This is a genomic window from Hydrocarboniphaga daqingensis (assembly GCF_900129825.1).
Lineage (GTDB): Bacteria > Pseudomonadota > Gammaproteobacteria > Nevskiales > Nevskiaceae > Hydrocarboniphaga > Hydrocarboniphaga daqingensis.
Genome location: NZ_FQWZ01000007.1, coordinates 232691 through 245993, shown reverse-complemented (window position 1 = coordinate 245993; position 13303 = coordinate 232691). Strand labels below are relative to the sequence as shown.

General features: G+C 67.3%; 11 protein-coding genes. 5 read left to right on the top strand and 6 right to left on the bottom strand.

Annotation, left to right across the window (positions count from 1 at the left end; all coding sequences use genetic code 11):
* Complete coding sequence (locus tag BUB09_RS14760; RefSeq protein WP_072898756.1) at nt 1-3189, top strand: efflux RND transporter permease subunit; 3189 nt, start codon at nt 1-3, stop codon at nt 3187-3189.
* A 4-nt stretch (nt 3190-3193) separates the two neighbouring features.
* Nucleotides 3194-4657 carry an efflux transporter outer membrane subunit gene (locus BUB09_RS14755; RefSeq protein ID WP_072898939.1) on the top strand — a complete coding sequence of 488 codons (1464 nt, stop codon included), beginning with the start codon at nt 3194-3196 and terminating at the stop codon, nt 4655-4657.
* 13 nt (nt 4658-4670) lie between these two features.
* Here BUB09_RS14755 and BUB09_RS17045 read toward each other — a convergent pair whose 3' ends face one another.
* The gene (locus tag BUB09_RS17045) at nt 4671-4832 is read right to left on the bottom strand and encodes an entericidin A/B family lipoprotein (RefSeq protein WP_139250305.1); all 162 of its coding nucleotides are present in this window, start codon (nt 4830-4832) and stop codon (nt 4671-4673) included.
* A 122-nt stretch (nt 4833-4954) separates the two neighbouring features.
* Here BUB09_RS17045 and BUB09_RS14745 point away from each other — a divergent pair, with 122 nt between their 5' ends.
* Nucleotides 4955-5662 (top strand): glutathione S-transferase family protein, encoded by a 708-nt coding sequence (locus tag BUB09_RS14745; RefSeq protein WP_072898754.1) that lies wholly within the window; start codon nt 4955-4957, stop codon nt 5660-5662.
* A 27-nt stretch (nt 5663-5689) separates the two neighbouring features.
* Here the strand turns inward: BUB09_RS14745 and dbpA are convergent, their stop codons facing one another.
* A complete protein-coding gene (gene dbpA, locus BUB09_RS14740) occupies nt 5690-7108 on the bottom strand; it encodes an ATP-dependent RNA helicase DbpA (protein WP_139250304.1) in 1419 nt (472 codons plus the stop codon).
* 124 nt (nt 7109-7232) lie between these two features.
* Between dbpA and BUB09_RS14735 the strand changes: the two genes are divergently transcribed.
* A complete protein-coding gene (locus BUB09_RS14735; protein ID WP_072898752.1) occupies nt 7233-7934 on the top strand; it encodes a P-loop NTPase family protein in 702 nt (233 codons plus the stop codon).
* Between the two features lie 33 nt (nt 7935-7967).
* Here the strand turns inward: BUB09_RS14735 and BUB09_RS14730 are convergent, their stop codons facing one another.
* Both BUB09_RS14730 and BUB09_RS14725 read right to left on the bottom strand, forming a co-directional pair.
* Nucleotides 7968-8552 (bottom strand): LON peptidase substrate-binding domain-containing protein, encoded by a 585-nt coding sequence (locus tag BUB09_RS14730; protein ID WP_072898750.1) that lies wholly within the window; start codon nt 8550-8552, stop codon nt 7968-7970.
* Between the two features lie 50 nt (nt 8553-8602).
* Nucleotides 8603-10345 carry a DUF4153 domain-containing protein gene (locus tag BUB09_RS14725; RefSeq protein ID WP_072898748.1) on the bottom strand — a complete coding sequence of 581 codons (1743 nt, stop codon included), beginning with the start codon at nt 10343-10345 and terminating at the stop codon, nt 8603-8605.
* Between the two features lie 248 nt (nt 10346-10593).
* On the opposite strand from BUB09_RS14725, the gene BUB09_RS14720 reads away from it, so the two are divergent.
* A complete protein-coding gene (locus BUB09_RS14720) occupies nt 10594-11571 on the top strand; it encodes a serine hydrolase (RefSeq protein WP_245793301.1) in 978 nt (325 codons plus the stop codon).
* A 25-nt stretch (nt 11572-11596) separates the two neighbouring features.
* Here BUB09_RS14720 and BUB09_RS14715 read toward each other — a convergent pair whose 3' ends face one another.
* Nucleotides 11597-11965 (bottom strand): DUF423 domain-containing protein, encoded by a 369-nt coding sequence (locus tag BUB09_RS14715; RefSeq protein WP_072898746.1) that lies wholly within the window; start codon nt 11963-11965, stop codon nt 11597-11599.
* 54 nt (nt 11966-12019) lie between these two features.
* Nucleotides 12020-13222, bottom strand: a complete 1203-nt coding sequence (locus BUB09_RS14710; protein ID WP_245793300.1) for a saccharopine dehydrogenase family protein — start codon at nt 13220-13222, stop codon at nt 12020-12022.
* Nucleotides 13223-13303 lie beyond the last annotated feature (81 nt).

The following is a 13303-nucleotide window of genomic DNA, read 5'->3' as shown; positions in this document are numbered from 1 at the left end:
ATGAACCTTTCGGCCCCGTTCATCCAGCGTCCGATCGGCACCGTGCTGCTGACGATCGGCATCGCGCTGTCGGGCATCGCCGGCTTTTTCGTGCTGCCGGTCGCGCCGCTGCCGCAGGTCGACTATCCGGTGATTTCGGTCCAAGCGCAGCTGTCGGGCGCCAGCCCCGAGACGATGGCCACCAGCGTCGCCACGCCACTGGAGCGGCGCTTGGGCATCATCGCCGGCGTCAACGAGATGACCTCGTCCAGCGGCAGCGGCAGTACGCGAATCAACCTGCAGTTTGGGCTCGAACGTAACGTCGACAGCGCCGCACGCGAAGTCCAGGCCGCGATCAACGCCACGCGCGCGGACCTGCCTGCAACGCTGCGCAGCAACCCGACCTACAACAAGGCCAACCCGTCCGACTCACCGGTGATCGTGCTGGCGCTGACCTCGCCGACCAAGACGCGCGGCCAGATCTACGAGGCCGTGACCAATCTGCTGCAGCAGAAGATCGCGCAGATTCCCGGCGTGGGCGAAGTGGAGGTCGGTGGCGGCTCGCTGCCGGCGGTACGCATCGACGTGGTGCCGTTTGCACTGATCCGCTTCGGCGTCAGCATGGAAGACGTACGCGCCGCCATCGAGTCGGCCAACGCCAACCGTCCCAAGGGTGCGATCGAAAGCAGCGAGCGCCACTACCAGATCTACACCAACAACCTGGGTCGCGACGTCCAAACCTACCGCGACCAGGTCGTGGCCTGGAAGAACGAGGCCCCAGTGCGGCTGGGCGACATCGCCGACATCAAGGAAGGCACGGCCGACGAGCGCACGCTGGGTCTGTTCAACGGTGAGCCGGCCGTCGTGGTGCTGATCCGCAAGCAGCCCAACGCCAACGTGATCGAAGTGGTCGATCAGGTGCGAGGCAAGATCGACGAACTGCAGGCGCAACTGCCGGCCGGCATCAAGCTACAAGTGGCATCGGACCGCACCAAGTCGATCCGCGCCTCGCTTCACGATGTCGAGTTCACGCTGGTGATGTCGATCGTGCTGGTGGTGCTGGTGGTCAGCCTGTTCCTGCGCAATCTGCGCGCCACGCTGATACCGGCCGTGGCCACGATCGTGTCGCTGCTGGGCACGTTTGGCGTGATGTACCTGCTGGGCTTTTCGCTGAACAACCTGAGCTTGATGGCACTGACGGTGGCCACCGGCTTCGTCGTTGACGATGCGATCGTCGTACTCGAGAACACCTCGCGCCATATCGAAGCCGGCATGGACCGCTTCAAGGCGGCCTTGCTCGGCGCACGCGAAGTCGGCTTTACCGTGTTGTCGATCAGCGTGTCGCTGGTGGCGGTGTTCATCCCGCTGCTGTTCATGGGCGGCCAGGTCGGGCGCTTGTTCCGCGAGTTTGCGATCACGCTGTCGGCGGCCGTGATGATCTCGCTACTGATCTCGCTGACGACGACGCCGATGATGTGCGCCTGGCTGTTGCGTACGCCGGCAGCCGGTCAATCGCCTGGTCGCTTGGCACGGATCGCCGAGCGCGGCTTCGACGCACTGCTCGGCTTGTATCGACGGCAGCTCGATTGGGCGCTGGACTGCAAGCGCATGGTGATGCTGCTGTTGGCGGCCGTGATCGCGCTCAACGGCTATCTGTTCGTGATCGCACCCAAGGGCTTCTTCCCGCAGCAGGATTCCAGTCAGCTGGCCGGCGGCCTGCAAGCCGACCAGAGCATTTCGTTTCAGGCGATGGCCGGCAAGCTGCAAGCGCTGATCGACATCATTCATGCCGACCCGGCGGTGTCGACGGTCGTCGGCTTCACCGGCGGTGCGCGCGCCGGTGGCGGCTTCATGTTCGTTGATCTGAAGCCGCTGGCCGAGCGTGGTGAAACCGGCCAAGCGGTGATCAACCGACTGCGGCCGAAGCTGGCGCAAGTCAGCGGCGTGAGCTTGTTCCTGAACCCGGTGCAGGACTTGCGGATGGGCGGCCGCTCGGCCAACGCGAGCTACCAGTACACGCTCAAGGGCGATGACCCAGCGGAATTGAAGGAATGGGCGACGCGCTTGGCCGAACAGCTCAAGACCTTGCCGCAGCTGACCGACGTCAACACCGACCAGCAGGCCAACGGCGTGGAGAGCTTCATCACGATCGACCGCGACACGGCGGCTCGTTTCGGCATCACGCCGCGCGCCGTCGACAACGCGCTGTATAACGCGTTTGGTCAGCGCACCGCTGCCACGATCTACGAGGACATCAACCAGTACAGCGTCGTGCTCGGTGTGGCGTCGACCTACCGCGAAGGCCCGTTGGCCTTGAACGATGTCTACATTCCGGCCGCCAATGCCACCGCCGCCGCAGCGGCCATGGCGACCAACCCGGCGCTACGCGATCCATCGACCGGCGCGGCACTGGCGACGACCACGGCCAGCATGGTGCCGCTGGCCGCGATCAGCAGCGTCGGCGAGCGTGCGGCCGCCACGTCGATCAATCACCAGGACGCGACGCTGGCAACGACGATCTCGTTCAACCTGGCCGAGGGTGTCAGCCTCAGCCAGGCCCAGGTGCTGGTCAAACAGGCCGAAGCCGATATCCGCATGCCGACGAGCATCGCGGCCAGCTTCCAGGGCACGGCGCGCGCGTTCCAGCAATCGCAGGGCTCACAAGGGCTGCTGATCGCCGCCGCGATCGTCGTGATCTACATCGTGCTCGGCGTGCTGTACGAAAGCTACGTGCATCCGGTGACCGTGCTGTCGACGCTGCCATCGGCCGGCGTCGGCGCGGTGCTGGCGCTGATGCTGCTGCGGATGGAGTTTTCGCTGATCGCGTTGATCGGCTTGTTTCTGCTGATCGGCATCGTCAAAAAGAACGCGATCCTGATCATCGACTTTGCGCTCGATGCGCAGCGTGCGCGCGGCATGAGCGCCACGGATGCGGTGCGCGAAGCCTGTCTGCTGCGGTTTCGTCCGATCCTGATGACGACGATGGCCGCTGCACTGGGTGCGCTGCCGCTGGCGATTGGCTTTGGCGAAGGATCGGAGCTGCGCCAGCCGCTGGGCGTGGCGATCATCGGCGGCTTGATCGCCAGCCAGATGCTGACGCTGCTGACCACGCCCGTGGTCTACGTTTACATGGATCGCCTGCGTCGTCGCCGGCCTGACGAGGCGCTGCTGAGCCGTCATGCCGATGCCGATCTGGCGGCAGGAGCTTGAACCGATGATGTTGCACAAGCCATCCGTCGTCGCCGCTGCGCTACTGGCGTTCGCCAGCGGCTGCGCGGTCGGCCCCGACTATCAGCGGCCGGATGCCGCGACCGCCACGGCCTTCAAGGAGGCCGAAGGCTGGGTCGCTGCAGCGCCATCGGATGCGATCGATCGCGGTACCTGGTGGCAGTTGTTCGATGACGCCGAACTCGACGCGCTGGCGCAGCGCGTGCAGGTGTCGAACCAGAACATCGCAGCGGCCCAAGCGGCCTACGCGCAAGCGCGTGCACTGGTCAGCCAGCAGCGCGCCGGGCTGTTCCCGACGATCGATCTCAGTGGCACCGCGACGCGCGCTGACAGCGGCGGCAACCGCGCCAGCCGCGTCGTCACCGACGCCAACGGCCAGCAGTCGGTGATCGCCGGTGGCGGCAATATCAACAACAATTACCGCACCAGCATCGGCGCCAGCTGGGAACCGGATGTTTGGGGCCGGCTGCGGCGCAGCGCCGAAGCCGCCGATGCCTCGACGGCGGCCAGTGCCGCCGACCTCGCCAGCGCCACGCTGTCGGCGCAAGGCGAGCTGGTGACCAACTACCTGTCGCTGCGTGCCACCGATGCCGAGATTGGCCTGTTGCAGCAAACGCTCACCGGCTACGAGCGCGCGCTGCAGATCGCCGAAAACCGCTATCGCGCTGGTATTGCGCCACGCACGGATTACCTGTCAGCGCAGACGCAGCTGTATGGCACGCAAGCCGATATGGAATCGCTGCGCCGCACGCGCGCCCAGCTTGAACACGCGATCGCGGTCCTGGTCGGCGAAGCGCCGGCCCGGTTCCAAATCGAGCCGGCGCCGTGGAATGCGGTCGTGCCCGGCGTACCGGTCGGCCTGCCGTCGACGCTGCTGCAGCGGCGGCCCGACATCGCCGCCGCCGAACGCCGCGTGGCCAATGCCAATGCCCAGATCGGCGTGGCGCGGTCGGCCTACTACCCGAGCCTGTCGCTAAGCGCTTCGTATGGGTCGTCGAGCAGCACGGTTGCCGAGTTGCTCGACGCCTCGACGATGCTGTGGTCGATCGGCGCCTCGGCTGCGCAGACGCTGTTCGACTTCGGCGCGCGCCGCGCGCAACTCGATCAAGCGCGCGCCGCCTACGACCAGACGGTCGCCACCTACCGGCAGACCGTGCTGGCCGCGTTCGCCGACGTTGAAGACCAGCTGACCGGCAGCCGCGTGCTGGAGCGCACCGAGCAGTTACGCCAGCAGGCGTCCGCGATCGCCGACGAAAACGAAAGACTGGTGCTGAACCGCTACAAGGCAGGGCAAGTGGTCTACAGCGAAGTGGTCACCGCGCAGGCCTCGGCGCTGTCGGCGCGGCGCACGCTGATTCAGGCGCAGCGCGACCGCCAGACCACGGCCGTCGCGCTGATTCAGTCGCTGGGTGGCGGCTGGTCCGGCGCCGCGGACACCGCCACCCCGTAACCTGCCGGCAGCGCTAGCGCTTGCAGGACGGGTCCGTGCGATCGGCGCAGTTCTGAATCACTTCGCCGGTTCTTTCGACATCTTTGCCGGCGCCTTCCAGCGTGTTGCAGGCCGTCAGCAGCGATGAGCCGGCGATCAGGCACAAGCCGGCAAGCCATCCGATAGTGTTGTTCATGGTTCCATCCTTGGTTGGGGGTTGACGGTCATGACGCTCGGGCTGCAGCGTCACACCATTGCAGCATGCAGGGTTCAGACTGAACGGTCGCGGCACCGCCCGCCCGGCCACTGGAATCCACCGTGCCTCACTACCAGCTCTACATCGCCAACAAGAACTACTCGTCGTGGTCGCTGCGACCCTGGCTGCTGTTGAGCGAGCTGGGCATCGCCTTCGACGAAACACTGGTGCCATTCAACGCTCGCGGTAGCAGCTTCGAGGCGTACCGAGCGTTCTCGCCGACCGGCAAAGTGCCGTGTCTGGTCGACGGTGACATCACCGTTTGGGATTCGCTGGCGATCACCGAATACCTGGCCGAGCGCCACGCCGGCGTCTGGCCGGCCGACGTCGTCGCCCGCGCCTGGGCGCGCAGCGCCAGCGCTGAAATGCACGCAGGCTTCGCCGCGCTGCGCAGCCGCTGCCCGATGAGCTGCGGCATGCGGATCAAGCCGCATGCGATCAACGGCGACTTGAAGCGCGACATCGACCGCAACGACGAACTGTGGAACGACGGACTGCGCCGTTTCGGCGGCCCGTATCTGGCCGGCGCTGCTTTCAGTGCGGTCGATGCGTTCTTCGCGCCGGTTGCGTTCCGCTTTCAAAGCTACGGCTTGCCGATGAGCGACGACGCCACCGGCTATGCGATGCGGCTGCTGTCGCGGCCGGCGATGGTCAGCTGGTACAAGGCGGCGCTGCACGAACCCTGGCGCGAACCGGCGCACGACGCCGAGGTATTGGCTGCCGGGTCGCTGATCGCGGATCTGCGCCGCGAAACCAGGACGCTCACCTAGAGCGCGGGAATCGGCGGCCGCGACGACTCAGTCGATCGGCCGCACGCGGAAGTTCTTTCCCTTGATCTTGTTGGCTCGCAGGCGCTGGATCGCCAGCGCGGCGACTTTCTTGTCGATGGCGACGTAGGTGCGCGTGTCGAACGTGCTGATCTTGCCGACCGCTTCGGACGGCAGACCAGCGGCACCGGTCAGTGCACCGAGCAGATCGCCGGGGCGCAGCTTGTCGCGACGGCCGCCGTCGATGCAGATCGTCACCCGCGTCGCCGGTACCGGCGCGTCGGTGAAGCGCGCCGGCAGCGCGAGCTTTTTGGTGTCGATCTTCAGGCCAAGGTTTTCTTCGATCGCGGTAACGCGGGCACGCTCGCGATGCGTGAACAAATGCACCGCCAGGCCGCTGCGACCGGCACGGCCGGTGCGACCAACGCGGTGCGTGTGCGCGTCGGCGTCGGCCGGCAATTCGTAGCTGATCACGGCCGCAAGGTCGGGAATGTCCAAGCCGCGCGCGGCGACGTCGGTGGCGACCAGCACGCGGCAGCTGCCGTTGTGAAAGCGCACCAGCACTTCGTCGCGCTCGCGCTGTTCGATGTCGCCGTGCAGGCCCAGCACCGCAAAACCGCGCTTGGCCAGCTGCTGCTGCACGTCCTGAGCGTCGCGCCGCGTGTGGCAGAACACCAGCGCCGACTCGGGCTTGCGCTGGCTCAGCACGAACGCGAGCGCATCGATGCGGCGCAGGGCGTCGACTTCGTAGAACTGCTGTTCGACCTGCGCCGGGCTGGTGACGGTGTCGACCGTGATCTCGACCGGGTCGCGCTGCAGCGTCGCGCTGAAGTCGCGGACCACCTCGTTGTAGGTGGCCGAGAAGAACAGCGTCTGCCGGCTGGCCGGCGTGTGGGCGACGATCGCGCGGCTGGCTTCTTCGAAGTCGCCGTCGAGCATGCGGTCAGCTTCGTCGAGCACCAGCACGCGCAGGCCATCGAGCTTGAGCGTGCCCTGCTGCAAGTGTTCGAGCACGCGGCCGGCCATGCCGACGATGATGTGCGGCTCGTGTTCGAGCGAGGCCAGCTGCGGCCGCTGCGAAATACCGCCCGACAGCTGCGTGATCTTGATGTTCGGCAGGCAGCGCGCCAGCCGGCGGATTTCCTTGCTGATCTGGTCGGCCAGTTCGCGCGTGGGACACAGCACCAGCGCTTGGACGCTGCTCAGCGCCGGGTCGATGCGCGACAACAGGCCCAGGCCGTAGGCCGCCGTCTTGCCGCTGCCGGTACGCGCCTGGCCGATCACATCACGGCCGGCCAGCAGTACTGGCAGGCTCTGCGCCTGGATCGGCGTCATCTCGACGAAGCCCAGCGATTCAACGGCCTGCAGCAGTTCGGCGCGCAGCGGCAAGCTGCTGAAAGGAGCGGCCACGGCCGGGTTGGCGACAGCGTCGGACGGCTTGGATTCCACGGGTTCACCACGTCATATGCAGCGCGGCCGTGCCGGCCGGCCGCGTATTGTGCGTCATGCGCGCGGCCGATGCGGTAGCCTGCGCGCCCTTTCACGGGGCCGGTGGGCCCCAACACGGAGCGTTATGGCCACGGTTCACTTCATCGGCGGGGAAAAAGGCGGCGTCGGCAAGTCGCTGGTCGCCCGGCTGCTCGCGCAGTACTTCATCGACCGCAAGCTGCCGTTCCTGGGCTTCGATTCCGACCGCAGCCACGGCGCGCTGCTGCGCTTCTACACCGGCTTTGCGTCGCCGGTGGCGATCGACCGCTTCGAAAGCCTCGACCTGGTGCTGGAAGCCGCCGCCGAAGATCCGGCGCGGCGCGTCGTCGTCGACCTGGCCGCACAGACCCACGGGCCGCTGGTGCGCTGGCTCGACGAATCCGGCGTGCTGGAGCTGGCCGAGGAGCTCGGCGTGTCGATCCGCTACTGGCACGTGATGGATTCGGGCAAGGATTCCGTCGACCTGCTGGCGCGCTGGCTCGATCGCTTCGGCGAGTCGTCGCAAGTCGAGCTGGTGATCGTCCGCAACGCCTCGCGCGGCGACGACTTCGACATCTTCGACAAGAGCGGCCAGAAGGAGCGCGCGCTGAACCTGGGTGCCCGGATCATCTCGATCCCGCGTCTGCACGAGCCGGTGATGACCAAGATCGACGAGCGCAGCACCAGCTTCTGGGCTGCGGCCAACAGTGACGACAAGGCGATGACCGGCTTGGGCATGCTCGAACGCCAGCGCGCCAAGATGTGGCTGCGCCGCGCCTACGAAGCGCTGGAACCGCTGAGCTTGTAGAGCCGGCCCGCTGCGCGCCGGAGCGCGCGCGGATCAGGCTTCGCGGACGATCTGCTCGATCAGCGCCAGCGCCGCCACCGGGTCGCACTCCATCAGCAGCTGCAGCCGGGTCTCATCCGGCAGCGGCAGCACTTCGGCCAAGCGATACGCCACCCACGCGGCGTCGTCGAACTGCGTCGGCGACGGAAAGTGCTCGGCGCCGATCTTGTCGACGATCTGCTGCAGCAGATCGCCAAGCATCCGCGATGCGGCAGGCAACGGCGTCGGAGGCGGAGCGGGCTCGAGCTGGACCAGGGCGCGGATCAGGCCGCTGGGCGTGCTGAAACGCTCGCGGATGCGGAACGGCGCCTCGCCGACCGTTTCCAGCGTGAACAAGCCGGGCGCAGGCACGTCCCAGCTGCGGATCCGCGCCGTGCAGCCAAAAGGCGCCGGCACGGCAGGGCTGCCGACCTCGAAGCCGTCGACGATCAGGCAGACGCCGAACACCTCGTCGTTGCCGATGCAGGCCTTGGTCATATCGACGTAGCGCGCTTCAAAAATACGCAGCGGCAGGCGCCCGCCCGGATACAGCACGGTACGCAGCGGGAAGATCGGGATTTCGAGCAGGCGGTCGGACATGCCGCCTTTCTAAGCCGCGGCGGCGGCCGGTGCAAGCCGGCATCGCCGCATCATCGCAGCTGCAACCGATGGCGTTCGCCGTCGATCTCCAGATCGGACCATTGCGGCGCGACGACGCGATAACGGCCCTGGCGCAGCGCCTGCGGCACATCGCCACCGATGGCGTGCAGCGGCACCGCGCCGATGTCCTGCCACTGGCCGGCGACGCGCGCGCTGAGCTGGCATTGCGCCGAATCGCTGGCCAGCGCGCACAGCAGCCGCTCGCTGCGACCGTCGCCGTCCATGTCGGGCGTCAGCACCACGCAGTCACTGCCGGGCTCGGTGCAGTTGAGCGTCGCCAAACGTTGCGACACCAGGGCGTCGAGCCAGTCGTCGTCGACCGGGCTGGCGCCGGGCGCAATCGCCAACTGCGCCCGGAGCGTGTCGCGTGTCGGCGGCGCGTCCGCAGCTGGCGCCGGCTGCAGCAGGCGCTCGATGCGCTGCGCCAGCGCCGGGTCGGCGATCACACCCGGATGACGCAGCAAGGACGCCAGCGCACGACGTCCAGCGCCGCCGGCCCGGTCGCGCAGAAATGCCAAGTCCAGATCGGCCACCTTAATTTGGCGCGATTCCAGCCGCGCCATCTGGCTGGCGACGCTGATGCGGTTGGCGTCCAGCAGCGGCGTCAGCGTGCCGACGAGCACCGCCATCGCCAGCCACGACAGGCTGACGTTGACACTGGCCAATGCCGGCAACGCGCCCGCCGCGCGCGGGCGCAACAGCCCGGCGGCATAGCCGAGTGCATGGGCGGCCAGCAGCAAGGCCGCCAAGGCACCGTGAAGGCGATCGGGCGTCCAGCCATGCTGGTCGACACGCAGCCACAGCGCGTACAGCGCCAGCAATGCATAGGCCGGCAGCGCCACCAGCGACAGCTCGACAACGCGCCGCACCCAGCGCGGATACACCGACGTCGTCAGCAACGGCGGCCGACCGTCGCCGTAGACCGCGTTGGTACACAACACCATCAGTGCCACGATCGTCAGCAGCAGCACCGCGGCGCGGCGTGTCTGCCACAACGGCTCCAGGCCGGTGAACGGCAGCATCGTCAGAAACAGCAGGCTGATGAACGCCAGCAGCGGCAGCAAGGCGCGCAACACCGCGAACAGGATCGGCTGCAGCACCTCGATCGGCCGGCGCTGGGTCCGCGCCAGCAGCAGGCCCAGGCCAACCATCGTCCCGGTGGCCAGATAGATGAACGGCGTCTGCCGGAACAGCGTCGAAAACAGGTCGATCTTCAACAGGTCGAACAGCGCGCCCCACAGCCACAGCACCAACCAGCAAAACCCAACAAACGGCAGCAGCAACAGCAGACTCAGGCCGTTGTGCCAGCCGTGGTCGACCAGCTCGGCATACGGCGCACACCAGCGGCGATGACGCAGCCGCGCCTGCAGATACAGCAGCAGCACGAACAGCAGCACCGCCAGGCGTGCGGTGTACGCATCGGGCGGCTCGCTGCGCCCAGCGCTCGGCTCGGGCAAGTCGAACGCGGCCCAGGCGGCCAACAGCACCAAGCCCAGCGACAGTGCGGCGATCTGGCGCCAGAACAGGCCGTCGCGCAGCCGCTCGACCGTCAGCGCCATCACCGTCGGCACCGCGAGCGCCAGTGTGTAGGCGAGCACCTGCCCGGCCGGTGTCCCCAGCCCAGGCCATTGCTGCTCGCGTGCCAGCTGCATCGCATACAAGGCCGCGCCCTGCAGCAGAGCGAGCAGCAGGATGAAACCGCGTTGCTCGCGATCGACGACTGGGGTTTGCATGGATCCCTCGACCGTGCCGTGGCACCGATGCTGCCACAAGCCGCGTTCAGCAAAAGCGGTGTGACGGGGGCTGGACGACGGCCCGCCGCCCGGCCGCTACGGCTGGCATTCAGGATTGGGAAGCGGTTAAGGTGCGGACCAGGGGTAGGCGCAACCTCACCGGTGCTGACAGATACCGGGGGTGCGATGGGTCCGCATCCAACAGGAAACCAAACATCGTGATGCTTCGCTCAAGTCACGACGGCGTAATGTCTTTTGGCCGTTATTGCAGTTTTGTGATCGCATTGCTGACGGCCAGCAGTGCGGCTTTCGCGTCGGGTCCGTCCGGCAAGCACCTGCCCCGGCTGGCGCCGACGATCAACGGCATGACCAGCACCTTGCCAGCCCCGTCACTGGACTTGAGCCCGGCCGTCAGCCGTCCGCTGCAAGCCTCGCTGGAGCGCTGCCTGAACCAGCTGCAGCTGCAAAGCGCGGTGCGCAACGGTCATCTGGCCGTGTCGCTGGTCGACATCACCGACCCGCTCGCCCCGGCCGTGGCGCAGGTCAACAGCAACCAGATGTTCTACGCCGCCAGCCTGCCGAAGATCGCGATCCTGCTCGGCGCGTTCGAGAAAGCCGCCGCCGGGCAACTGCGGCTCGACGACGACAACATCGCCGAGCTCAAGCGGATGATCCGTGAATCGTCGAACACGGCCGCCTCGTCGATGCTGCAGAAAGTGGGCACCGACTACCTGGCCGGCGTACTGCAGTCGACCCGCTACCGCTTGTACGACAGCGCGCTCAACGGCGGGCTGTGGGTCGGCAAGCCCTACGCGACCGGCAACGCGACGCGACGCGACCCGCTGCACAACCTGTCGCATGGCGCCACCACGTTCCAGGTCGCGCGCTTCTATTACCTGCTCGAAACCGGGCAGCTGGTATCGCCCGAGGCCAGCCGGCAGATGAAGGACATCATGGGCTCGCCGGCGATCCACCATAAGTTCGTCGCCGGGCTGGAAAGCCGCTATCCGGACGCCAAGCTGTTCCGCAAGAGCGGCACCTGGCGCAACTTCCACGCCGACAGCGCAATCGTCGAGCATGACGGCCGCCGCTACATCGCCGTGGCGCTATCCGACGACGCGCGCGGCGGCGAGTGGCTCAAGTCGCTGATCGGCGGCCTGGACGACGCGGTGTTTGCCAACAGCCTGAATCACAACATCGCATCGGCCGCGCAGCCGGCGCTGTAGTCACAGCGACGCGCGGCGTGGCGCGTCAGCGGCGCGTCAACGCGTACAGCAGCACCGACCAGCCGGCGATGAACAGCAGCCCGCCGATCGGTGTGATCGCGCCGAGCACGCGCACGTTGCTCAGCGCCAGTGCGTACAAGCTGCCGGAAAACACCACGACGCCGGCCGCGAAGCACAGGCCGGACACGTCGAGTGCCCGGTCGGCCGCGCCTCGCAGCAGCAAGCCGACCAGCGCCAGCGCGAACGCGTGGTAGAACTGGTATTCGACCGCGGTCTTCCAAACCGCAAGCAAATCCGGTGACAGCCGGGCGCGCAGCGCATGCGCGCCGAAAGCGCCGAGCAGCACGCCCGTGAGCCCGTACACCGCTGCCAGCGACAGCCATAGTCGGCTCATCGGTCGTTTCTCCGCCGTATCAGAAAAGGGGTGCGCGCCGCGTCATCGGCGCGCTCACGATCGGCTGCTGCTGCCGAGCGAATCGAGCACGCGGAACTGCATGCCCGACGCCACCAGCCGCTTGATCAGCGCGTTGCCAAAAACGTGCGCCGGCGTCTGCACGCCCGGTCGCTTCGGCAGCCGGTCGAAGGCCATGCACAGCGCCGATTCGGCCAGCATCTTGGCGGTTTCGCCGTAGCCCGGATCGCCGCCGCGCACCTCGGTGTAGACGGTCTTGCCACCCCCCGTGCCGACGAAACGCACCGAGAACCACCCGGCTTCGCGCTCGGCCGGCGTCGGCCCGACGCCCTTGCTCGACAAGGCCAGGATGCGGTTGCGGACAACGCCGATCTGCGCGGCGACCGTGATGCCGGCGAGGCTTGCGCCGACGGCGGCCATCATCGGCAGGTTCTTCAGCTGCAGGTAGTGGCCGTAACGGAACTCGCTGCCGTAGCGATCGTCGGTCGCAGCGGAGCGCAACACCACCTGCGAGTCGATCGTCGGCAGCGGCGCCACCCAGGTGTGCACGTGACGGTCGAAGCGCAGCCGCGGATGCGTGCTGCCAATACGACGATCGACCGGCTGACCTTCGCGCCGTCGACGCTCCTTGCGCACGGCTTGTTGCTCGCGCCAGCGCGACAGCGCGGTGACCGCGCTGCTCAGCGTACCGCCCGACAGCTTGCCCGCCGCACGGACATAGCCCTCGAGTTTGATCGGCACGCCTTCCGGCAACTGGCGCACCGTGAAATACGCACCCAGGTCGTGCGGGATCGAATCAAAGCCGCAACAGTTGACGATGTGGGCGCCGCTGGCGCGAGCACGGTCGTCGTAACGCAGCCACATGCGATCGACGAACTCGGGCTCACCGGTCAGATCGACGTAATCGGTGCCGGCCTCGGCGCAGGCGGCGACCAGCGGCTCGCCATGCGTCAGGTACGGCCCGACCGTGCTGATGATCACGCGCGTCGACTGCACCATCCGCTGCAGCGAGGCCGCGTCCTGACTGTCGGCTTCGATCAGCGCCAGATGGTCGAGCCGCGGATCGATCCGCGACAGGTGGTCGCGCAGGCGTTCGAGCTTGCGCAAGTTGCGGCCGGCGATCGCCCAACTGAGCTTCTTGCCGGGATGTCGCGCCAGATACTCCGCCACCAACTTGCCGGTGAAGCCGCTGGCGCCAAACAGCACGATGTCGTAAGGGGGTTTGGTGCGAGTCGGCAAGGTCAAGCTCCTGATCGGGACGTGGCGCGGTGCCATCCTGGCCGCGCTGCGAGGCATGATAACGGCTGGCGCGTTGCAGCC